This is a genomic window from Cumulibacter soli (assembly GCF_004382795.1).
GTDB lineage: Bacteria > Actinomycetota > Actinomycetes > Mycobacteriales > Antricoccaceae > Cumulibacter > Cumulibacter soli.
On sequence record NZ_SMSG01000006.1, the window covers coordinates 213,512 to 233,682 of the forward strand.

At 64.5% G+C, this 20,171-nt stretch carries 24 protein-coding genes; 7 read left to right on the forward strand and 17 right to left on the reverse strand.

What is annotated here, in order from left to right; all coding sequences use genetic code 11:
- Nucleotides 1-31: 31 nt before the first annotated feature.
- Nucleotides 32-403, forward strand: coding sequence for an ArsR/SmtB family transcription factor (locus tag E1H16_RS14290; protein ID WP_134324588.1), 372 nt, complete (start codon nt 32-34; stop codon nt 401-403).
- A gap of 36 nt (nt 404-439) precedes the next feature.
- On the opposite strand, the gene E1H16_RS14295 is transcribed toward E1H16_RS14290, so the two are convergent.
- The 10 genes from E1H16_RS14295 to hrcA form a co-directional block, all read right to left on the reverse strand.
- Entirely contained in the window at nt 440-1,198 is a 759-nt protein-coding gene (locus E1H16_RS14295) for an isoprenyl transferase (protein WP_134324589.1), read from the reverse strand.
- On the reverse strand, nt 1,198-2,025 hold the full coding sequence (gene recO, locus E1H16_RS14300; protein WP_134324590.1) for a DNA repair protein RecO: 828 nt from the start codon (nt 2,023-2,025) through the stop codon (nt 1,198-1,200). The genes E1H16_RS14295 and recO overlap by 1 nt, the downstream gene beginning before the upstream one ends.
- 17 nt (nt 2,026-2,042) lie before the next feature.
- Nucleotides 2,043-2,507, reverse strand: a complete 465-nt coding sequence (locus E1H16_RS14305; protein WP_134324591.1) for a hypothetical protein — start codon at nt 2,505-2,507, stop codon at nt 2,043-2,045.
- A complete protein-coding gene (era, locus tag E1H16_RS14310; RefSeq protein ID WP_134324592.1) occupies nt 2,508-3,419 on the reverse strand; it encodes a GTPase Era in 912 nt (303 codons plus the stop codon).
- On the reverse strand, nt 3,416-4,768 hold the full coding sequence (locus tag E1H16_RS14315) for a hemolysin family protein (protein ID WP_134324593.1): 1,353 nt from the start codon (nt 4,766-4,768) through the stop codon (nt 3,416-3,418). The genes era and E1H16_RS14315 overlap by 4 nt, the downstream gene beginning before the upstream one ends.
- Nucleotides 4,761-5,258 (reverse strand): rRNA maturation RNase YbeY, encoded by a 498-nt coding sequence (ybeY, locus tag E1H16_RS14320; protein ID WP_134324594.1) that lies wholly within the window; start codon nt 5,256-5,258, stop codon nt 4,761-4,763. Before ybeY ends, E1H16_RS14315 begins: the two co-directional genes overlap by 8 nt.
- The gene (locus tag E1H16_RS14325; protein WP_243837865.1) at nt 5,255-6,283 is read right to left on the reverse strand and encodes a PhoH family protein; all 1,029 of its coding nucleotides are present in this window, start codon (nt 6,281-6,283) and stop codon (nt 5,255-5,257) included. The genes ybeY and E1H16_RS14325 overlap by 4 nt, the downstream gene beginning before the upstream one ends.
- A gap of 164 nt (nt 6,284-6,447) precedes the next feature.
- Nucleotides 6,448-7,194, reverse strand: a complete 747-nt coding sequence (locus tag E1H16_RS14330; RefSeq protein ID WP_134324595.1) for a 16S rRNA (uracil(1498)-N(3))-methyltransferase — start codon at nt 7,192-7,194, stop codon at nt 6,448-6,450.
- Nucleotides 7,194-8,345: a molecular chaperone DnaJ gene (gene dnaJ / locus E1H16_RS14335; protein ID WP_134324596.1), complete on the reverse strand. Its 1,152-nt coding sequence runs from the start codon at nt 8,343-8,345 to the stop codon at nt 7,194-7,196. The genes E1H16_RS14330 and dnaJ overlap by 1 nt, the downstream gene beginning before the upstream one ends.
- Before the next feature lie 44 nt (nt 8,346-8,389).
- A complete protein-coding gene (gene hrcA / locus E1H16_RS14340; protein ID WP_134324597.1) occupies nt 8,390-9,409 on the reverse strand; it encodes a heat-inducible transcriptional repressor HrcA in 1,020 nt (339 codons plus the stop codon).
- 156 nt (nt 9,410-9,565) lie between these two features.
- Here hrcA and E1H16_RS14345 point away from each other — a divergent pair, with 156 nt between their 5' ends.
- Together E1H16_RS14345 and E1H16_RS14350 are read left to right on the forward strand one after the other, a co-directional pair.
- Nucleotides 9,566-9,904, forward strand: coding sequence for a type II toxin-antitoxin system VapB family antitoxin (locus E1H16_RS14345; protein WP_134324598.1), 339 nt, complete (start codon nt 9,566-9,568; stop codon nt 9,902-9,904).
- Entirely contained in the window at nt 9,901-10,641 is a 741-nt protein-coding gene (locus E1H16_RS14350) for a DUF8017 domain-containing protein (RefSeq protein WP_134324599.1), read from the forward strand. Before E1H16_RS14345 ends, E1H16_RS14350 begins: the two co-directional genes overlap by 4 nt.
- A 15-nt stretch (nt 10,642-10,656) precedes the next feature.
- On the opposite strand, the gene hemW is transcribed toward E1H16_RS14350, so the two are convergent.
- Nucleotides 10,657-11,895, reverse strand: coding sequence for a radical SAM family heme chaperone HemW (hemW, locus tag E1H16_RS14355; RefSeq protein ID WP_243837866.1), 1,239 nt, complete (start codon nt 11,893-11,895; stop codon nt 10,657-10,659).
- 127 nt (nt 11,896-12,022) lie between these two features.
- Between hemW and E1H16_RS14360 the strand changes: the two genes are divergently transcribed.
- Nucleotides 12,023-12,442, forward strand: a complete 420-nt coding sequence (locus E1H16_RS14360) for a hypothetical protein (protein WP_134324600.1) — start codon at nt 12,023-12,025, stop codon at nt 12,440-12,442.
- Here the strand turns inward: E1H16_RS14360 and E1H16_RS14365 are convergent.
- The 5 genes from E1H16_RS14365 to rpmB are packed head-to-tail and all read right to left on the reverse strand — an operon-like array spanning nt 12,439 to nt 14,511.
- The gene (locus E1H16_RS14365; protein ID WP_134324601.1) at nt 12,439-12,690 is read right to left on the reverse strand and encodes a type B 50S ribosomal protein L31; all 252 of its coding nucleotides are present in this window, start codon (nt 12,688-12,690) and stop codon (nt 12,439-12,441) included. The two genes, E1H16_RS14360 and E1H16_RS14365, sit on opposite strands and share 4 nt — an antisense overlap.
- Nucleotides 12,691-12,692: 2 nt before the next feature.
- Nucleotides 12,693-13,790 (reverse strand): GTP-binding protein, encoded by a 1,098-nt coding sequence (locus tag E1H16_RS14370; RefSeq protein ID WP_134324602.1) that lies wholly within the window; start codon nt 13,788-13,790, stop codon nt 12,693-12,695.
- 2 nt (nt 13,791-13,792) lie between these two features.
- Nucleotides 13,793-14,098: a 30S ribosomal protein S14 gene (gene rpsN, locus E1H16_RS14375; protein ID WP_134324603.1), complete on the reverse strand. Its 306-nt coding sequence runs from the start codon at nt 14,096-14,098 to the stop codon at nt 13,793-13,795.
- Between the two features lie 4 nt (nt 14,099-14,102).
- On the reverse strand, nt 14,103-14,243 hold the full coding sequence (gene rpmG / locus E1H16_RS14380) for a 50S ribosomal protein L33 (protein ID WP_481764299.1): 141 nt from the start codon (nt 14,241-14,243) through the stop codon (nt 14,103-14,105).
- Between the two features lie 31 nt (nt 14,244-14,274).
- Complete coding sequence (gene rpmB / locus E1H16_RS14385; RefSeq protein WP_134324605.1) at nt 14,275-14,511, reverse strand: 50S ribosomal protein L28; 237 nt, start codon at nt 14,509-14,511, stop codon at nt 14,275-14,277.
- A gap of 167 nt (nt 14,512-14,678) precedes the next feature.
- Here rpmB and E1H16_RS14390 point away from each other — a divergent pair, with 167 nt between their 5' ends.
- Both E1H16_RS14390 and E1H16_RS14395 read left to right on the forward strand, forming a co-directional pair.
- On the forward strand, nt 14,679-15,644 hold the full coding sequence (locus tag E1H16_RS14390; protein WP_134324606.1) for a zinc-binding dehydrogenase: 966 nt from the start codon (nt 14,679-14,681) through the stop codon (nt 15,642-15,644).
- Between the two features lie 89 nt (nt 15,645-15,733).
- Nucleotides 15,734-16,999, forward strand: coding sequence for an amidohydrolase (locus E1H16_RS14395; protein WP_134324607.1), 1,266 nt, complete (start codon nt 15,734-15,736; stop codon nt 16,997-16,999).
- Between the two features lie 66 nt (nt 17,000-17,065).
- Here the strand turns inward: E1H16_RS14395 and E1H16_RS14400 are convergent, their stop codons facing one another.
- The gene (locus tag E1H16_RS14400; protein ID WP_134324608.1) at nt 17,066-18,742 is read right to left on the reverse strand and encodes a hypothetical protein; all 1,677 of its coding nucleotides are present in this window, start codon (nt 18,740-18,742) and stop codon (nt 17,066-17,068) included.
- Between the two features lie 54 nt (nt 18,743-18,796).
- Here E1H16_RS14400 and E1H16_RS14405 point away from each other — a divergent pair, with 54 nt between their 5' ends.
- Entirely contained in the window at nt 18,797-20,089 is a 1,293-nt protein-coding gene (locus tag E1H16_RS14405; RefSeq protein ID WP_134324609.1) for a hypothetical protein, read from the forward strand.
- Nucleotides 20,090-20,171 lie beyond the last annotated feature (82 nt).

Consider the following 20,171-nt stretch of genomic DNA (forward strand, 5'->3'; position numbering starts at 1 on the left):
GCTGCACGAAAAGTCCCCGGTAGGAGACCCGATGAACGATGAGGCACCGATCCACGACGGCGCCCTCAGCGACGTCACCCCGAAAGTCTCCTCGCGCGGCGGCACCTCCGCGTTCATGGCCGCGGGAGAGTTGCTGAAGGCATTGTCGGCGCCGCTGCGCGCCCACCTGATCTCACTGCTCGACGAGCACGGTCCGATGTGCGTACACGAGTTGGTCGAGTCCTTGGACGTCGCACAACCGCTGGTGTCCCAGCACCTTCGGATCCTGCGCTCAGCCGGGGTCGTCGTCGGCGATCGTCACGGGCGCGAAGTGGTGTACCGGCTCGCCGACGACCACATTGCACACATCGTGGCCGACGCCGTCAGCCACGCCAAGGAGCACCACAACTCCCACGTCGGCTAGTCCGGGCCGGCCTACACCGCGCCGACAGCGGCCGGACTACGCGGTGCCGAAGCGGCGTTCGCGTCCGGCGTACGCCAGGCAGGCATCCCACAAATCCAATCGATCAAAATCCGGCCAAAGCCGATCGACGAACATCAACTCGGCGTACGCCGATTGCCACGGCAAGAAGTTGCTGGTGCGCTGCTCGCCGGACGAACGCAGGAATAGGTCAACGTCCGGCATATCGGGTTCGTCCAGGTAGCGCGCGAACACCTCCTCGGTGACCTTATCCGGATTCACGCGGCCGGCTTGCACATCGCGGGCCAGCGCGGCGGCAGCGTCGGCGATCTCCGCTCGCCCCCCATAATTGACACACATCGTCAACGTGCAGGTCGTGTTGTCTTTGGTCAGTTCCTCGGCAATCTCGAGTTCCTTGATCACCGATCGCCACAAGCGCGGACGCCGCCCGGCCCATCGCACCCGAACACCGAGTTCGTGCATCTCATCGCGACGCCGACGGATCACGTCGCGGTTGAAGCCCATCAGGAATCGAACCTCGTCCGGCGAACGCTTCCAGTTCTCTGTCGAGAACGCGTACGCGGACACCCACTTGACGCCGACCTCGATCGCGCCCTCGACCACGTCGAACAGCGACGACTCCCCCGCCTCATGTCCTTTAGTGCGAGCCAGCCCCCGCGATTTGGCCCAGCGACCGTTACCGTCCATCACGATCGCGACATGATTCGGCACCTTGTCCGATGGCAAGTCGGGCGCGATGGCGCCCGACGGATGCGGGGTGGGCCGGCGCGGCGGCATCAACGAGGCACCTCACTCTCTCGTGCCCCTAGGGGCAGTCCATCAAACAGATCTGGGTCGATGTCGTCGTACGGCGAGGCCGTCAAGGTGGCCGGCCGGTCTCGCTCCACCAGCGGCAGCGAACGCAACGCGCGCTCCAGGTGCCACTGCAGGTGGGCGGCGAGTACCCCGCTGGATTCGCGTTGCACCCTACGTTCGCTGGATTCGGCCAGTTCCCAATCACCGCACAGCAACGCGTTCAGGTGCGCAGGGGTCTCACGTTGGATCGTGACCGCGCGCGGTACGGCGCAGGACGTACACGTTGTTCCCCCGGATTCCACCGAATAACGGCGATGCGGCCCGGGGTCCGCGCACCGCGCGCATTCGTTCAGCGCAGGCTCCCACCCGGCGACAGACATCGCACGGACCAAGAATGCATCCAGCACCAGTTGCGCGGACCTCTCCTTTTGGCCAAGTGAACGCAGGGCGCCAACCAGCAGCAGGTACAACCGCAGCGATGCGGCTCCCTCCTCGCCAGCGAGTCGCTCACTGGCTTCGAGTATTGCCTGCATCGTCGTATAACGCGGGTAGTCATCGACTACCTGCGCTCCGAAATGGTGCAAACTTTCTGCCTGGGTCACGATGCCCAGCGACCTACCGGCGTAGAGCTGCAGATCGACGTGACTACCTGGCTCCAACCGCGCGCCGAACTTCGAACCCGTGCGTCGTACGCCCTTGGCGACAGCGCGTACAACACCGCCACGGCGGGTCAGCAGGGTGACGATGCGGTCAGCCTCCCCTAGCTTGTGCAGCCGCAGGACGACGCCCTCGTCGCGAACGGTGGTCATTCGCTAGATCATCCCACCTACTCGCCTCGCGCGGCGGTAAGTCGACGTTCGATCTCGGCCTGCGCCTCGATTGCGCCTCGCTCGTACCCGGCTTTTCCCACGCCGAGGTACACCAACAGATCGCGCACGTGGCCGTTATTCAGCAGGATGCGCAAACCTTGATTGTGCTGCAGTCGAGTACGCATTTCGCGGCCACCGACTCCTTTAACGTCGCTCCACGGCCACGAATCACGGGAGCCGGTTTTCGTCTCCGCGATCGCGATACCGTCCTCGTCGACGATCAGTAGTCGTTTGACCGTCGGCGAGGTCGCATCCAGGCACGGTGCACTCCAGGTCCCGGAGGGTAGTTGGTCAACGACCTTCTGTTGCCGAGTCCGTTCACGCTTGGCGACGAGTACGGCGATCGCGAGGATGACCACGAGGGCGGCCAACGCCCACGCCCCCGGGTAGTACGCCGCTGCGCCGTCGGCTGCCAGCACCATTTAGAAACCCAGCCGGGTGAGTTTTTTGGGATCGCGCTGCCACTCGGCCAGCACGCTGACGTGCAGATGCAGGTAGATCCGGATACCCAGCCGCTCTTCGATCTGTTTGCGCGCGATGGTGCCGATCTGCTTGATCCGTGAACCGCGCGGGCCAAGCATGATGGGTTTCTGGCTCGACCGCTCGACATACAGGAACGCGTGCACGTCCAGGACGTCGGAGTCCTCGCGCGGCAGGATTTCTTCGACGGCACAAGCGATCGAGTGCGGCAACTCGTCGCGGGCCTCGGCGAGCGCGGCCTCACGGATGAACTCCGCGATCAGCTTTTCGGTGCTCTCGTCGGTCTTTTCATCGTCCAGGAACAGTTTCGGTCCTTCGGGCAGCTGCCTCTCGATGAGTTCGAGCAACAACTCCGTCTGTTCACCGGCCACCGCAGAGATCGGGATGATCTCGGCGAAGTCGCGACCGAGTTCGGCCTGCAGTTCGTTCACCTGCAGCAGCGCCTCCGCGATGCGGCGCGGCGCGGCGATATCGGTCTTCGTAACGATGCCGATCACCGGTGCCTTCGTGTTCTCGCGCAGCATTCGCGCGATGTACTTGTCGCCCGGCCCGACCTTTTCTCCTGCCGGGAGGCAGAAACCGATCACATCCACCTCGGACAGTGTCGCGGTGACGACGTCGTTCAACCGCTCGCCGAGCAGCGTCCGCGGGCGGTGTAGCCCAGGGGTGTCCACGATGACGATCTGCGCGTCAGGTCGGTCGACGATCCCGCGGATCGCGTGCCGGGTCGTCTGCGGCTTATCGCTGGTGATCGCGATCTTCTCCCCCACCAACGCATTGGTGAGCGTGGATTTCCCCGCATTGGGTCGCCCCACGAAGCTGACGAATCCACTGCGATGTGCTGCTTCGCTCATCGTTCCACCTCCTGGTCGCGATACGGGTAATCCCGTTCATCGTGCTGATTCTCCCCGGAGGGGGCCGAACTCGGCAAAGACTCGCGTACGACGCGCACTGACGAGATCCGATTTCGCCGCCCGATGGTGTCCTCGGCCTCCAGGCGCAACCCGGCAACCCGGACGACCGCGCCGGGAATCGGCACCAACCCAAGTTGCTGCGCCATCAGACCGCCAACGGTCTCCACGTCGTCGTTGATCTCGATATCGACGTCGAATTTCTCGGCTAGGTCCTCCACGGTGACCCGCGACTGGATCCGGACGCTACCGTCTTCGAGATCTTCGATCGGCGCGACCTCGTTCGTGTCGTACTCGTCCGCGATCTCGCCGACGATTTCCTCCAGGATGTCCTCGATCGTCAACAGACCAGCCGTACCGCCGTACTCGTCGATCACGATCGCGATGTGGATCCGGTTGATCTGCATCTCGCGCAGCAGGTCGTCAACCGGTTTCGATTCGGGGACGAAACTTGCCGGTCGCATCACCTCGGCGATGGGGGTTTTCCGAGCGGTATCGGCATCCGATCCCTGGGTGCGCCGTACCAGATCTTTCAGGTAGACGACGCCGATGATGTCGTCAACGTTCTCGCCGACGACCGGGATGCGAGAGAAACCGCTGCGTAGCGCGAGGGCGAGTGCCTGCCCGACCCGTTTGGAGCCCTCGATCCACACCATCTCCGGCCGCGGGACCATCACCTCCCGGGCAATGGTGTCGCCGAGGCCGAATACCGCATGAACCATCTCGCGCTCTTCATGCTCAACAACGCCGCGCTGTTCGGCCAGATCAACCAGCTCGCGCAGTTCTACTTCAGTGGCAAACGGACCTTCCCGGAAACCGCGGCCCGGGGTAATCGCGTTGCCAATCACGATCAGTAAGCCGGCGATCGGTCCGAGCACGATCCCTAGCGTGCGCACCAGGACGGCCGTACGCAGCGCCGTAGCGTATGGGTGTTGGCGGCCGAGCGTGCGCGGGCCCACACCGACGATGACGTAACTGATCACGGTCATACCGGCCGCCGCGGTCAATACCTGCACCCAGGTGGCATCGATGTAGTTGGTGATCACGACGGTAGCCATCACCACCGCCGTCATCTCACATGCGAGGCGCAGCAGCAACAGGAGGTTGGTGTGGCGCGGCAGGTCAGCGACGACATCCGCGAGCGCTTTCGCTCCGCGCACACCTTCCTTGCAGAACTCAGATACGCGCGCCTTGCTGACTCGAAGCAGTGCCGCGTCGACCATGGCAAAGACGCCGCCGAGGACGACGAGGACCAGGGCGACGATCAGCAGCGTCAGATCCGAACTAGCCACGCGCTCGTTCGGTCTCCGCTCGCCACTTCTTCAACAGTTGCCCCTGCAGCCCGAACATCTCACGCTCCTCCTCGGGCTCCATATGGTCATAGCCCAGCAGATGCAGAATGCCGTGCGTGGTGAGCATATGTAACTCATCCTCGAACGTGTGCCCGGCGGCCGCGGCCTGCGAGATCGCCACCGCGGGACACAGCACGATGTCGCCGACGATGCCTGGCTCTTCGTCCTCATCGTCGGCGATATCCGCCGGCGCGACGCCGGGTCGAGTGGCCGGGCTGAGCTCGTCCATCGGGAAGGCCAGCACGTCGGTCGCGCCTTCCTCGCCCATCCAGCGCTCGTTCAGTGCGGCCATGTGCGGGACGTCGACGATCAGAATCGAGAGCTCTGCTTGCGGATGGATGCCGAGCTGGCCGAGCATGAAGTCAGCGATCGCGGCCAACCGGATCTCGCCGACCGGGATCGAGGACTCGTTGGTGATCTCAACGCTCATGCCTGACGCCTTCCGCGGTCTTCACGCTGGCCACGCTGATCCTGTCGACCACGGGCGTCATGCCGCGCGTAGGCGTCGACGATTTCTCCGACCAGACGGTGCCGAACGACGTCCTGACTGGTGAGTTCACGGAACCCGATGTCGTCCACGCCATCGAGAATGTCACGCACAATCCGCAAGCCCGACTGTTGCCCGCCGGGAAGATCAACCTGGGTCGTGTCGCCGGTGACCACGATTTTGGAGCCGAACCCGAGTCGGGTGAGGAACATCTTCATCTGCTCGGCGGTGGTGTTCTGCGCCTCGTCCAGAATGATGAACGCATCGTTGAGGCTCCGACCGCGCATATAGGCAAGCGGAGCGACCTCGATGGTTCCGGCCTCCATCAGGCGCGGGATCGACTCGGGGTCGATCATGTCGTGCAGCGCGTCATACAGCGGCCGCAAGTACGGATCGATCTTCTCCGACAATGAGCCGGGAAGGAATCCGAGGCGCTCGCCGGCCTCCACCGCGGGACGCGTCAGGATGATTCGGTTGACCTGCTTGGACTGCAAAGCCTGCACGGCCTTGGCCATCGCCAGGTAAGTCTTTCCGGTGCCCGCCGGTCCGATACCGAACACGATCGTGTGTGCGTCGATCGCATCGACGTATTCTTTCTGCCCGATCGTCTTGGGTCGAATCGAGCGACCGCGGCGACTCAAAATGTTGATGCTGAGCACGTCGGCCGGGCGCTGATGGCGATCCTGACGCATCATGCCAATACTGCGCCGTACGACGTCCGTGCTCAATTCGTGCCCGGACTGCAGCAGGGCCAGCAACTCGTCGAACACCCGCTGGGTGAACGCGACTTCGCCGTGATGGCCGGTGATCGTGATGGATGTGCCACGAACGTCGATCTGAGTGGTGACGCTCGACTCGATGAGCCGGAGGTACTCGTCTCGGACGCCGAGCAACGTCACCATCGGCGTACTCGACGGGACCTCGAACGTGGTGCTGACAGGCTGCGCATCGCCCGAGTCGGCCGCCACTGCGGGAGGCGCGGTATTCGTGTGGGATTGGTTCCTGGTTTCGCCGGTGCTCGACACGAGGAGCGTGTACCTGGCCTTTCACGCGGGGCTGGAATACCCCAAGTCTAGTTGAGTGCCGCGACAGGAACCATGGCATTTGTTTTCGACGACCAATTGCTGGTTCCTCAGCCCGCCCAGCGGTTCAGGGCGACACTTGCCCAGGTGGCTCCGACCAGCCCCGCCGTCGAAGTCCGCAACACCTCCGGACCAAGCCTGATTATCGACGCGCCGGCGGCGCGTAGCGCGTCCAATTCATCGGGCGAGACACCGCCTTCGGGGCCAACCACAAGGACGACGTCGCTACCGCCACGATCCAGATTCAATGCCGTGATCGGCTCGGTCGCCGACTCGTGCAGCACGATCGACTGCGCATCACCGCAGAGGTCGGCGACTGCGGCAGCATGCACCACCGGGCCGATTCGGGGGATGCGAGCGCGCCGCGACTGCTTGGCTGCTTCGCGTGCGACCTGAGCCCATCGCGCGCGGGACTTATCTTCCTTACCGTCCCATTTCGCGACGCTGTGGGTGGCCTGCCAGGGGATGATCTCGTCGACGCCGATCTCGGTCAGCATTTCGACCGCGAGTGTGCCCCGGTCGCCTTTCGCCAGCGCCTGTACGACGATCAGCCGCGGTAGCCGCTCAACCTCGGTGCCCCTGGCGATGACCTGCGCGCGCAGCGATCGCTGCGCCAACTCGATGACCTCGCAGTCGGCGTAGCACCCATTACCGTCGGCGATCCGTATCGCTTCCCCGGTCCGGATCCGGCGCACCCGCACCGCGTGCGCGCCGTCCTCACCGCCGAGTTCAATGATGTCCGCGTCGTCCGGCAGTTCACCAAAAAAGACCGGCGGGTACGCCGAGGCGCGTGCCATCAGCGGCCGTGAAAGGCGTCGCGCATCCGGCTGAACAGGCCACCGGCGGGGTTGGCCTTCGTCGAGGCCTCTCCCTCTTCGCCGCGAGCCGCGGCGAGTTCGGTTAGCAGCCGGGTCTGCTCGGCATCCAGTTTGGTCGGCGTACGAACCTCCAGGTGCACGATCAGGTCACCTCGGGTACTCGATCGCAGCCGCGGGACGCCCTTCTCGCGCACCGTCAGTTTGTCGCCGGATTGAGTGCCTGCCTTGATCTCGATACTTTCGTTCGATTCGTCCAGGTTCGTCAGTTCCAGGGTGGTGCCCAGCGCGGCGGATGTCATCGGCAGCGTGACGCGGCAGTGCAGGTCCTCACCCTCGCGGGTGAAGATGTCGTGGGCCTGCTCGTGGACCTCGATGTACAGGTCGCCCGCCGGCCCGCCGCCCGGCCCGACCTCTCCTTGACTGGCCAACCGAATCCGCATCCCGTCTTCGACACCGGCGGGGATCCGCGCCGAGACCGTACGCCGGGCGCGAACCCGCCCGTCGCCGGCGCACTTCGCGCACGGCGAGGGAATGATGACGCCAGTACCGCGGCACGCGTGGCACTCGCGGGTCACCATCATCTGGCCCAGCAGGGTGCGCTGTACGGCCTGGATCTCACCGCGGCCCCCGCAGGTCCCACACTCGCTGATCGACGTGCCCTCGCTAGTGCCTTCGCCCTGGCAGGTATCGCACAGAATCGCGGTTTCGACCGCAAACTCTTTGGTCACGCCGAACGCGGTCTCCTCGAGCGTCAGTTCGACCGGAAGCAACGCGTCGGCGCCGGGGCGCACGCGACTCTTGGGTTGGCGGGTGGCGCCACTGCCGCCGAAGAACGCGTCCATGATGTCGCTGAACCCGCCGAATCCGGCCGCGCCGAACCCTCCGGCGCCACCACCGCGCGATCCGCCGTTGGTGTCGTAAGGGTCGCCGCCCAGGTCGACGATGCGCCGCTTCTCCGGGTCGGTGAGCACCTCATACGCGCGCGAGACCTCACCGAAACGCTCCTGCGCCTCCGGCGAGGAGTTCACGTCCGGGTGGTAGTCACGGGCAAGTTTGCGGTAGGCCTTCTTGATATCGGACGTCGAGGCGTCCTTCTCCAGGCCCAGTACGGCAAAGTAATCCGTTGGCACAGTGCTCCAGTCGAGTTTTGAGTACGTAGGTCAAGTGCGGGGGTTCAGCCGCCGTGTATCAGGCGGCTGACATATCGGGCGACGGTCATCACCGCGCCCATATTGGCGGCGTAGTCCATCCGCGTCGGGCCGACCACCGCAAGCCCGCCGAGGTGGCGCAACTCGTCGCCGTACGACGTGGATACGACGGAGGTAGACCACAGACCCGGGGTCGGGTTCTCTTCGCCGATGGACACACGGACACCGGCCGAGGCCGATTCGTCGATCAGTTTCAGCAGTATGACGTGCTCTTCGAGCGCGTCCAGGACCTCACCGAGTGAGGAATGGAAATCAGAGGTTTGACGGGTCAGGTTCGCCGCGCCGCCGACCATCACCCGGCCGTCGTCGGGCTCGACGAGAGCGTCCAGCAGCAACGTGCACACCACGGCCATGGCCGCACTCAGCTCGGCGCTCACCGCAACCGGCAACCCAGCCACGAGCGCGGCTGCGTCGGACAGTTCCTGCCCGGCCAGCGAGGAGTTCACCGCGTTCCGCAGGTCGACAACGTCGTCCGGGCTGAGTTCAGCCGGAATATCGGCGCTGCGCTGTTCGACGCGCCCGGACTCGGTAATCAGCACCACCATCACGCGGGTGCTCGCGACGGGGACGATTTCGATATGTCGAACAACGGAGCGCAGCAGGCTCGGGTAGCTGATCACAGCAGCCTGCCTGGTCAGTTGCGACAGCAGCCGCACGCTACGGCGCAGGACGTCGTCCAGATCGACGGCACCTTCGATGAAGCGCTCGATCGCGCGTCGCTCGGCGCCGGACATCGGACGCAGTTCGTCGAGTTCGTCGACGAACAGGCGGTACCCCTTGCCCGTGGGGATCCGCCCGGCGCTGGTGTGCGGATGGGTGATGTACCCCTCCTCCTCCAACGCCGCCATATCGTTGCGGATCGTTGCGGCCGACACGCCGAGATTGTGGCGCTCAACGATGGCCTTGCTGCCGACCGGTTCATTCGTGGAGACGAAGTCGGCGACAACGGCTCGCAATACATCCAGTCGTCGTTGCTGCGTGGACATCCGTCACCTCCTCGTCTCGATTGGCACTCCGGGCCGCAGAGTGCCAGGTCAAGTTTACGTCTCGCTCGGCAGTATGGGCGAGGGTATGCGGGTGTGCCGACCTACACTCTCCTCGAGCGTCACCGACCAATATCAGCGAATAGAACGGTAAGCATCGTGATCTTCAAGGCGATCGGCAACGGCCGCCCGTATCCCGAGCATGGGTTGACCCAGCGCGAATGGTCGACGATTCCACCGCAACAGATCCGGCTGGATGAGTTGACGACGACCAAGCGCGAACTCGCATTGGACGCATTGCTGGACGAGGCGAGCACCTTTTACGGCGACCTGTTCACTCATGTGGTCCGCTGGCGCGGCGAGTCTTACCTCGAGGATGGGCTGCACCGCGCGTTACGCTCCGCGCTGCATCAGCGCACCGCAATTCATGCCAGAGTGCTTGACCTCGATAAACCGTCGGGTGAGTTCGCTCGCCGCCTCAAAGGAGAGCACTCATGAGTACTTCGGGGCAGCGAGGCAAGGTCTTCACTGCGCCGATCCTCGTCGCCTTGGTGGCAGTGGTGGTGCTCGCGGTGGTCACCGTGATCGTCGTGATATCCGGCGAGGACGACGATCCCAATGCAGCGCCGGGCGAGACGAGCGGCAATTCGGCGTCCGCTTCCAGCGAGCAGTCCAGTTCTAGTTCTGCCTCGACGAGCGAGCCGACCGAAATCGTCAACGACGAGTTCGACGTCTCGTACAGCTATCCAACTGACGGATACGAGCCGAGCATGTGGGCTGGTCCGCTCGATATGCCCGCCGGTTCGATGTCGTTGCACTCCGCCACGAGCTACGAGGCGTGCACTCCCGAGGCCGGCGCGGACGTGTTGTTCGCATTCGTGACCAGCGACCAGAGCGACCTCGCTGAGGCGGCGCAGAGCACGGCCGATGAGTGGGCTAACACGGTGTGGTCGCCAGCAGCGACATTGACCGATCCCAGTAGCCCGACGGAGAAGTCCACCGCCGGTGGGGTTACGGGGATGCTGGTGGAGCTCGAGTCGACGCGCGACGGAGGCGGGGACGACTGCGGTACGACAACCGCACACGTCGGCGCCTTCGCATTTGAGAACGACGCCGGTGACGTCGTCGTCTTCGTATCCTCGCACCGCGTCGACGGAGACACGATCAAGAACGACGACGAGTTCCTCGACGATGTCGCGGCGACCTACGACTCCATCGCGCTCGCCGGGAACTGATCTTCGTAGTTGCGCTCAGTCCACGAGGTCGCGGATCACGGCGTCCGCGAGCAACCGTCCGCGAAGGGTCAATACGACCCGCTCGTGAGCCAGCGCGGCGCCGTCCAGCAGGCCATAGGTCACCATCTGCTTGGTCTCACCGATCGCGCGCGCGGATAGGTCGCCGACGTCGATGCCCTCGCGCATCCGGATACCGAGCATGACTCGCTCCATCGCCCGTTGCTGTTCAGTCAGCGTCTCGCGCCCATGCGCCGGACTCAGTCCGGCGCCAATCCGGGCGGCGTACGCCGCAGGGTGCTTCACGTTCCACCAGCGCACCCCGCCAGCGTGACTATGCGCGCCGGGCCCTGCGCCCCACCAACCGCCGCCGCGCCAGTAAATCTCGTTGTGTCGGCACCGCGCATCCTGCCCCCGCGCCCAGTTCGACACCTCGTACCACTCGAACCCAGCCGCACCAAGGATCTCCTCGGCGATCTCGTACCGATCGGCGTGCACGTCGTCGTCAGGTTCGCCGATCTCGCCGCGCGCGATCCGGCGCGCGAGCGCGGTGCCCTCCTCAACGATCAGCGCGTACGCCGATACATGATCGACCGGTGCCTCTAGGACGGCGTCGAGGCTGGCGCGCCAATCATCGTCGGTTTCTCCCGGCGCGCCGTAGATCAAGTCCAGGTTGATGTGCTCGAACCCGGCGTCGGCCGCCTCCTGAGCGGCGGCCCGCGCGCGACCTGGTGAATGGGTGCGATCAAGCACCTGCAGCACGTGCGGCGCCGCCGATTGCATGCCGAGCGAGACGCGGGTGAAACCGCCCGCGCGCAGATTCTCCAGCAGTTGCGGAGACACTGACTCGGGGTTCGCCTCTGTCGTGACCTCCGCGCCAGGCGCCAGCGTGAACTCATCGCTGATAGTGCGCACGATCGCGCTGAGTTCACCAACCGGCAGCAGACTCGGCGTCCCCCCGCCGACAAAGATCGATTCGACCGGCAGATCGGCATCGCCGAGCACTCGCCGGGCCAGACGGATCTCGTTGCGCACGAGTTCGCCGTAACTCTCGCGGCTGACGATCGCCGATCCGTCGCGCGCGGTGAGTTCGCGCGCCGTGTAGGTGTTGAAATCGCAGTAGCCGCACCGCGTCGCGCAGAACGGCACGTGCACATAGAAGCCGAATGGCGCCCGACGAGTCTGCTCGAGCGCCTCGGCCGAAAGTCGCCCGTCCATCGGCACGATCTCGTCTGAATCCAGCTCTACCGAAGGCACGGCGCCGAGTGTAATCCGCGTTGGGGCCGGGAACATCACGCGGCCAAAGTGCGTTGTGATCAGTAACGCCCCGGCGACTTCCTCGGCCGCGGCGGAGGAACCTCGAAGGGATGCAGGAGTCAGCACAGTGCGTGATCCGCAGAGCAAGCCCACCATCATCGACGAACAAGGCGAGTACGTCGCACCCGAAGCGACGGGCACGTCCGGCGCTCGTACCCAGAATCCGTTTCAGGCAGGCGCTGGCGGCCTCGGCGGTGCGATCCCACCGATTCCCGAGCACTTGCTGAACAAGAAGGGCAAGCCGTCCCTGTTCAAGATGATCGGTTGGAAGGGCACCGCCGTACTGGTGCTCGTTGCGGCTGGGATCATCGCGCTCGCGGCTGCGTCGCTCGTCGTGTTGGCGTTCGCCATTCCAATCTTGCTGCTGCTCGCCGTGATTGGCTGGGTGGTGGGCAAGGTCCGTGGGCCGTCGCGGTCAGCTTCGCCAAGACGTGAATCATCCCGATCGGTGATCGTCGTCCGCGGCGGATTTCCCAACGGGCGCTAGCGGGTCGTCCGCGCGTAGCGCTTGTTGAACTTCTCCACCCGCCCCTCGGTGTCCATGATCCGACCTTTCCCGGTCGAGAAGGGGTGACTGGCCGAGGAGGTCTCCACCTGAATAAGCGGATAGGTGTTGCCGTCTTCCCACACGGTGCTCTGTTGGCTTGTAGCGGTCGTACGGGTCAGGATCCGCGTACCGACGGCCATGTCCTCGAACACGACCGGGTGGTAGTCGGGGTGAATATCCTTGCGCATCGCTAGTTTCCTTCTGTTTCGTCAATGTCGGACTCGCTGATGTCGACAGCGAACGGGTCCTCGTAGTCATGCCACGCGCTCGGTCCGGCGTTGTACTCCTCGTCGGTCAGTACGCACGAGTCAAGCAGGCCGCGAATGCTGTGCACGTCCAGTTCTCGGCCTAGGAACGTCAGTCTGCTGATTGCGGTATCGCCATCTCGTGGACCCAGGTCGCCGAGGCTCAGCGACTCGCCGGCACTGTCCCAGCGGGTCCAACGATCCGAGGTCGAAGCGATCACGATGCGCCCCGCGGAGCGGATGACGCGATCAGCGAGCGCTTCCAACGCGTCGCTCAACCGTGCGGCATGCAGTGGCCGTTCGGACTTCCACCGCACGACCTGAAGGCTCGAGCCTGCTCGCGGCACGTCTGCGGACCAATCGAGCAGCCCGTCCCGCTCGAATGCGCCGAGGCATCGCGGCTGGTGGCGGCCGGTGCGGGCCAGCGTGAGCATCGGTAGCGCGAGCAAGTCGGCGCCGAGCAGCAGCGGGGTGCCGGGCGCGAGCGCGCTGAGTGCTGCGAGTTCATCCTCCGAGCAACTTCCCTCGGTCAGCACCAACAGGTCGCAGGAGCTGACTTGCGCGGCGATGATGGTTGCCACGGGTCGGTCGTCCTCGGCTTGGACGCCGATCCCCCGCTCTCCGAGGATGTCGCCGCCGGAGAGATCATCGAGCCAAGCGCCTGCTTTCAGGACGCCGACGACAGTGTCGAGTCGGGCATGCTCGGGATCGAGCGTGGCGCACAGTGACTCCAGCACTGCGTCGGCCTCGACGCTCGGGGCGAGGCGTAACGCCAGCAGATCGTGCCTGCCAAGTCGGACCACTCTCTCGATGCAGACCCGCAGTGCGTTCAGGTAGCTGCAGGTGAGGCAGTCCTGGGCGTCGATCTCCAGTGAGTCCTGCCAGCCCACGCCGTCGCTGATCAGCGCGCTCATCCGGCCGAGGAATGCCGTGGATGGGTCGACCCAGATCGTGGCGCACCGACTATCGCGCAGCACCATCGAAGATGCGAGGAGCCCGGTGTCGGCTTGGTCGATTCCGCACAGCGCGGTAATTTCCAGCATGTTCACCAACTCGACTTCGTCACGCCGGGCAGCTCGCCGGCGTGCGCCATCGCGCGCAGCCGCACGCGCGATACGCCGAACTTGCGCAGATAGCCGCGCGGGCGGCCGTCTACCGCGTCGCGATTACGCAGGCGGACGGCGCTGGCATCGCGAGGTTGGCGCTGCAACTCCGCCTGTGCCTCTCGCACCTGTTCGGCGGTTGATGACGGTGCGGCGATGATGCGTTTGAATTCCGCGCGACGCTGCGCAAAGCGGGCGACGACTACCCGACGCTGTTGATCGCGGGAGATTTTGCTCTTTTTGGCCATCTACTTAACGTTCCTCTTTGAACTCCACGTGCCGCCGTACTATCGGGTCGTACTTGCGTAATACGAGGCGCTCCGGATCATTGCGGCGGTTCTTCCGCGTGACATAGGTGTAGCCCGTACCGGCCGTCGATTTCAGCTTAATCACGGGGCGCAGATCGGTTGATTTCCCTGCCACGTCAGACCCTCTCGCCCTGCGCGCGCAGCCGCTTCACGACGGCCTCGATCCCCTGCTTGTCGATGGTCTTAATCCCCTTGGCCGACACTCGCAGTCTGACGTACCTGTTCTCGCTGGGCAGGAAGAACCGTTTGACCTGGATATTTGGGTCCCATCGGCGGCTGGTGCGCCGATGGGAGTGTGAAACGGACTTACCAAAGCTCGGCTTGGCACCCGTTACCTGGCAGTGCATTGACATGTGGTTCTCCTCGGATCGCTCCGCCGTCGTTCCGGCGGTCGCAGGGGACCACGATAGGCGCGCTACTTCCCTTGCACAAATGGGAAGTTGGCCATATTCGCACGCGAATATGAGTGCCTTCACGACACCGGTTCGCCAGTGACCGGCAGGCTGCGTAGGATCCGGTTATGTTCTCTGTTTTTGTATCTGCCCCTAACGCCGAAGACCCGATGGCCGCCTTGGAGCTAGGCGAACGCCCCGAACCGGCTATTGCCGATGGCTGGGCCCGCGTCCAGGTCAAGGCCGCTTCGCTCAACCACCACGACGTCTGGTCCCTGAAGGGTCAGGGCCTGCCCGAGGACAAGATGCCGATGATCCTCGGCACCGATGCCGCGGGGATCGATGAGGACGGCAACGAAGTCCTGATCCACTCGGTCATCTCCTCCCCGGGGTGGACCGGTGACGAAACGTTTGACCCGCGCCGTTCACTGCTCTCGGAGGTGCATCAGGGTACGTTCGCCGAGTACGTCACCGTGCCCAAGCAGAACCTCATCGCCAAGCCGGCCGAGTTGTCGTTCGAGGAGGCGTCGTGCCTACCGACCGCGTGGCTGACGGCGTACCGCATGCTGACCAAAGACTCGGGCCTGAAGCCGGGTGACACGGTGCTGATCCAGGGTGCCTCCGGTGGTGTGGCGACGGCTGCGACAGCCATCGCCAAGGCGATGGGTCTGCAGGTCTGGGTGACCGGCCGCACCGAGGAGAAGCGCGCCGCTGCCGCCGCCAACGGAGCACATCAGACGTTCGAGTCCGGCGCTCGGCTGCCTGGAAAGGTGGACGCCGTACTCGAGACCGTCGGCGAGGCGACCTGGTCGCATTCGCTGCGCTCGCTGCGTCCCGGCGGCACCGTGGTGTGCTGCGGCGCGACGAGTGGTTTCAACCCGCCGGCTGATCTCGCTCGCGTGTTCTTCCTGCAGATGCGCATCGTGGGATCGACGATGGGCAACAGCACCGAACTTGCCGCGCTGATGAACTTGCTGAAGACCACCGGAATCCGCCCGGCGATCGACAAGACGTTGCCGCTGGCCGAGGCGAAGGCCGGATTCCAGGCGATGGTGGACGGCGAGACGAACGGCAAGATCGTCTTTACCATCTAACTGCGACCATGACGGGCCCCGTAGCAGCCGCTACGGGGCCCGTTATGTTGTAACTCACAGCGCGTGCCGAACTCCGAAAGGACCCGCAGATGAGCACCTCAGCTATGGACCGCATCCTCGCCGCGCAGGAGTCGATCGCCTCCTGGCAGGATGACCTTTATCTACATTTCCACCGCAACCCCGAGTTGAGCTTCGTCGAGCACGCAACGCACGACAAGATCGCGGACGAGCTGTCATCGATGGCGGGCGTCGAGGTCGTGCGCAACGTGGGCGAGACTGGGCTTGTCGGTGTGTTGCGCAACGGATCCGGCCCTACGGTGCTGATGCGCGCGGATATCGACGGCCTGCCGGTACGGGAACTGACTGGGTTGGATTACGCCAGTACTGCGCGGGGAACATCGGTGGACGGTGAGGAGTCCGCAGTGATGCACGCTTGCGGGCACGACGTGCACATCACGGGCCTGCTGTCGGCGACACGGCTACTCGCGGAGAATCCGGACTGCTGGTCCGGAACCTTCTTGGCGTTGTTCCAGCCTGCCGAGGAGCGCGGTGGCGGGGCGCAAAAGATGGTCAATGACAACCTGACCGAGCGGATCCCGGTTCCCGACGTCGCGTTCTCACAGCACGTCACGCCGTACCCGGCTGGTGAAGTACACGCGTGCTCGGGGCCAGCGTACTCCACAGCCGACTCGATCAAGGTAACCGTGTTCGGACGCGGCGGACACGGCAGCGCACCCCATACGACGATTGATCCGGCGCTGCTAGTGAGCTCGATCGTGCTGCGGTTGCAGGGAATCGTCTCGCGCGAGGTCCGCCCCGGCGACTTCGCCGTGGTGACGGTCGGCAAGATCGCGGTCGGCAACAAGGTGAACATCATCAGCGATTCCGGCGAACTCCAGATCAATGTGCGCTCCTACAGTGACTCCACGCGTCAGCGCGTGTTGAGCGCGATCGAGCGGATCGTCACCGCAGAGTGTGAGGCGTCCGGATCGCCGAAGCCGCCGACATTCGAGTACTTCGATCAGTTCCCGCTCACCGTGAACGACGGGCAGGTGACCGAGCGCCTGCAGCAGGCGTTCGCGGCGGAGTTCGGCGATTGGTATACCGAACGGCCACGGTCCGGCGGCAGCGAGGACTTCAGCCATATCCCCAATGCGTTCGGAATCCCGTTCTGCTACTGGAACGTGGGCGGCATGGACCGCGAGACGTATAAGGATGCGGAAAAGCGCGGTGCGGTGATGAGCGAGATCCCAATGAACCACTCACCGTTCTTTGCGCCGGTAATGCATCCAACGCTGGATGCGGCTACCAAGGCGATCCTTGTCGCGGTGTTGGAGTGGGCGCCGACTGCGTGAGGCGAATCGCGTGCTTGACTGCTGATATCGCTCCGGGGCGGTAATCATTGCCGCCGTCCTGCAGGCCTAGATCCCGTCGCTCGGGGTGCCGTCGGCGTCGTAGATGGTGCCGTCCTCGTCGCCGTAGCCGACGAGATATCGCAGCGGGACGTCGACCTCGTACGGGTCCTGCCCGGCATCGGTGAGTTGCGTGTTCTCCTCGTCGCTGATGCCACGACTGACCTGCACGTACCGATTCGCCTTATCGATCGGCTCGGCGTTCGTAGCCGCGTCGCTGGCGTCGATCACCTGCTGCAACGCATCGCCGCTGACCTCGCTCAATGCGAAAGTCAGCGGTGGCGTTGAACTCACGATTGGGTCGTTGGTGGTGGCGAACCCGCCGTACGGTTGCTCGAGCCGAATCATATTGCCACCGACGACCATATCTATCGCGAAACCGGTACCTGCTCCCGACAGCGAGGATGCAAACGATCCGCCCCGAGAGCGCAGCACGTCGAAGCCAAATTCGTGCCCATTCTTGATCAGAATCGCCCCGAGGTCGAAGGGGGCATAGCCGAGTTCGTCAAGCGTGGCGCCTAGCTGCTCGTACCAGGCGTCCATATCGTCAAGAGCCCATAGCGGCGCGAGCGTGCCGTCGAGTCGGCCGTGCACATAGGTGTAGTTACCGCCCTCGCCGTACTGAAACTCGATCTCGGCTTGGCTCGGCGCTGGAGCGTCGGTGTCGACAGCAGCGATCTGGATATCCGTGGGTTCACCAAGCCCTGCGTCGGCATCAATCGTCTGGCTCATCGCGGCGAAATCAGGCAGATTACGGTCCGCGAGACTGAATGTCCCATCGGAGGACGCGAGTTCATCGTCGTACGTCGGCGTGAGATCGAAACTGTTCACGCTGATGTCCTGGCCGGTTTCGGGATCGTGGAATGTGCCGTATGCCCCGGATCCAGGCGTTACTCGCAGGCTCCGCACGTGCTGCGAACTGCCCGGTTTGAACTCGTCCGCGGCGTCCAGGAGGGCGAGGAACATATCGGTGGCCTCTCCGATGGTGACGGACTCGCCGCCACCGGTGGCAGAGTCGTCCGTAGCAGAGGTGATCGACGGTAACTGCGCCGATGACATAGTCACCGGGATGACGACACCGCCAACGACGATCGAAAGGCCCACCGCGGCGGCCGCCAGCGCTGGCCGGGTCCGCGGGCGCGGCGTACGCCCGAGCGGCACTGAGCGCGCTTCCTCGGTGTTCACTCGCGAATGCGCCCGGCCGATAGCGTCGACTCGTGATCGGCTCCCGGACGGGTCCGTGACCTTCAGATCACCCAGTAGCGAACTGAGCTGGTTACCCGGCACATGACCATCGACCACGGTGCGCTTGATAATCCACTCGTCACGTGAATCGCCCTCTGCCCGCCAGGCCAGGTCCACGCTCACTTTGCGACGGTCATCGTGACCGTCCGGGCCGTAGGTGCGCTCTGACTCAATGCCGAGCGGGCGAGCCGCCGTATCGCGGTTACCGACCGCAGTCACCGGCGGCAGCAGGTCGATTCCACTCTGTAAGTCTCGTATTGCACCGACTGACTTACGCAGCGCGCCGCAGATCCAGAAAGCCGATGCAACACCGAGCGTCGCTCCTATTGAGATCCCGAGCGGTCCGGGATTATCTCGGACGACTATCACCGCAAGGGATCCAAGCGCGGCGGATGCGGCACCGTTTACCATCGAGGCTACGGGCAAACTCCGGGGCTTCACGCCGCTGAGACTACAGCGGGTTTCTGGGTCGCCCTTGACTGGGACTGAGGGGCGATGACCACCGCCGACGACGAACACACCGAAGCCGACATGAGGCCGATGCCGTCGGACGTCGAGCCCGCGTGGTACGGCGCGTACATCCGTCAGCCGCACACCAATATGTCCGGGAAGCACCGACAGTTGCTGATGTTTCTGGCACTGGTGCTAGCCGGCATTGCGTTCCTGATTCTCGGCAGCGGATCGATTGCCATCACCGCGGTCATCGCCAGCGCCCTCGGGCTCACCTTCGGCGGGCTCGCGTACGCCACCTCCGGCGGGAAGCGGGTGGGGCTAAGCATCGGCCCGGATACGGTCTCCTTCGGTCGCGACGGCGAGATGCACCACTGGCGTCGTAGCGCCCTGAGATCGGTGCAGATCAATGACACCTACCGTGGCGGGCCAGTGTCACCTGCCATCGGCACGTATCTCGTGCAGGGGTACCGGTACTTGACGCTGCACCGAGTGGACGGCGTCGTCGCGCATGTGAGCTTGGACTCGGCTAATCCGTACGCGGACATCATCGAGGCTGCGTTGGTTGAGGGCGCGCCGCTACCGGAGCTCTCCCATCCGCCGGCACCGTCGGCGAAGTTCAGGAACACCAGCACCTGGCATAGCGCGGGTGCCGACGCGTCAGTGGAGCCGATGCCGTCGAATCCGCCCGTACCACCGACAATCTCGGCCAAGCCCGATGCGACAGGCGCCCCGACGGCAGACGGATCGCCTGGGGCGCACTCGGGACGCGCCGCGGCCGGTGTGCACACCGGTAACACCACCGGCATGAGCGGGCAGGCGCGCCCCGAACCGGAGGAGATTCTCTGGCGTCGGGCCCGCGAGCGGCACGACGCTGTCTTACTCGCGTACTCCCCGTACGAGGTGGACCCAGGCATGGTCATGCGGTTCCCCGCGATGACCGATGTGACCATCCCAGCGACGGCCGAGTTCATCGAGGCACTCAGCGATGCGTCCGCCTTTCGCACCGACGAGTTCCCCGACGGAAAGCTATCGGCGGCGTACCGCGACTCCATCAGCGCGCTGGAGATGGCGTGGAGTGCCGCAGAACGCCACGCTCGCAGCGTGGGTACCTCGTTGCTCGCCGATACCGACCGCAGGCGTCTGGACCAAGCCTACAAACTGTTGAAGCATGCCGAAGGTGCATCGACCGATGCGGAACGTGCGACCTACTTCCAGCAAGTCAAGACGCTGATGGATGATCTGGCGCGCAGCGGTGCGATCATGACGCCGCCGAAGGTGCGACAGGCGATTAGCACCAAGGTCCGTCTCGCCGTGGCCGCCGCAAACGATGCGTAGCGCCGCGGTTCAACCACCCGCGTGAATGCCTCTAAGCAGTCTGCGAAATAGGTCCGAGCGACGGTTTCTCGGCGCAGCGTCC

Coding starts and splice junctions, on each gene's coding strand:
- E1H16_RS14390 (WP_134324606.1), top strand. CDS start 14,679: ATGTTCTCTGTTTTTGTATCTGCCCCTAACGCCGAAGACCCGATGGCC.
- E1H16_RS14365 (WP_134324601.1), bottom strand. CDS start 12,690: ATGCGCAAGGATATTCACCCCGACTACCACCCGGTCGTGTTCGAGGAC.
- hrcA (WP_134324597.1), bottom strand. CDS start 9,409: ATGTCCACGCAGCAACGACGACTGGATGTATTGCGAGCCGTTGTCGCC.
- recO (WP_134324590.1), bottom strand. CDS start 2,025: ATGACCACCGTTCGCGACGAGGGCGTCGTCCTGCGGCTGCACAAGCTA.
- E1H16_RS14370 (WP_134324602.1), bottom strand. CDS start 13,790: ATGCTGGAAATTACCGCGCTGTGCGGAATCGACCAAGCCGACACCGGG.
- E1H16_RS14290 (WP_134324588.1), top strand. CDS start 32: ATGAACGATGAGGCACCGATCCACGACGGCGCCCTCAGCGACGTCACC.
- E1H16_RS14350 (WP_134324599.1), top strand. CDS start 9,901: ATGAGTACTTCGGGGCAGCGAGGCAAGGTCTTCACTGCGCCGATCCTC.
- E1H16_RS14395 (WP_134324607.1), top strand. CDS start 15,734: ATGAGCACCTCAGCTATGGACCGCATCCTCGCCGCGCAGGAGTCGATC.
- era (WP_134324592.1), bottom strand. CDS start 3,419: ATGAGCGAAGCAGCACATCGCAGTGGATTCGTCAGCTTCGTGGGGCGA.
- E1H16_RS14405 (WP_134324609.1), top strand. CDS start 18,797: ATGACCACCGCCGACGACGAACACACCGAAGCCGACATGAGGCCGATG.
- E1H16_RS14295 (WP_134324589.1), bottom strand. CDS start 1,198: ATGCCGCCGCGCCGGCCCACCCCGCATCCGTCGGGCGCCATCGCGCCC.
- E1H16_RS14305 (WP_134324591.1), bottom strand. CDS start 2,507: ATGGTGCTGGCAGCCGACGGCGCAGCGGCGTACTACCCGGGGGCGTGG.
- ybeY (WP_134324594.1), bottom strand. CDS start 5,258: ATGAGCGTTGAGATCACCAACGAGTCCTCGATCCCGGTCGGCGAGATC.
- rpmB (WP_134324605.1), bottom strand. CDS start 14,511: ATGTCAATGCACTGCCAGGTAACGGGTGCCAAGCCGAGCTTTGGTAAG.
- E1H16_RS14330 (WP_134324595.1), bottom strand. CDS start 7,194: ATGGCACGCGCCTCGGCGTACCCGCCGGTCTTTTTTGGTGAACTGCCG.
- rpsN (WP_134324603.1), bottom strand. CDS start 14,098: ATGGCCAAAAAGAGCAAAATCTCCCGCGATCAACAGCGTCGGGTAGTC.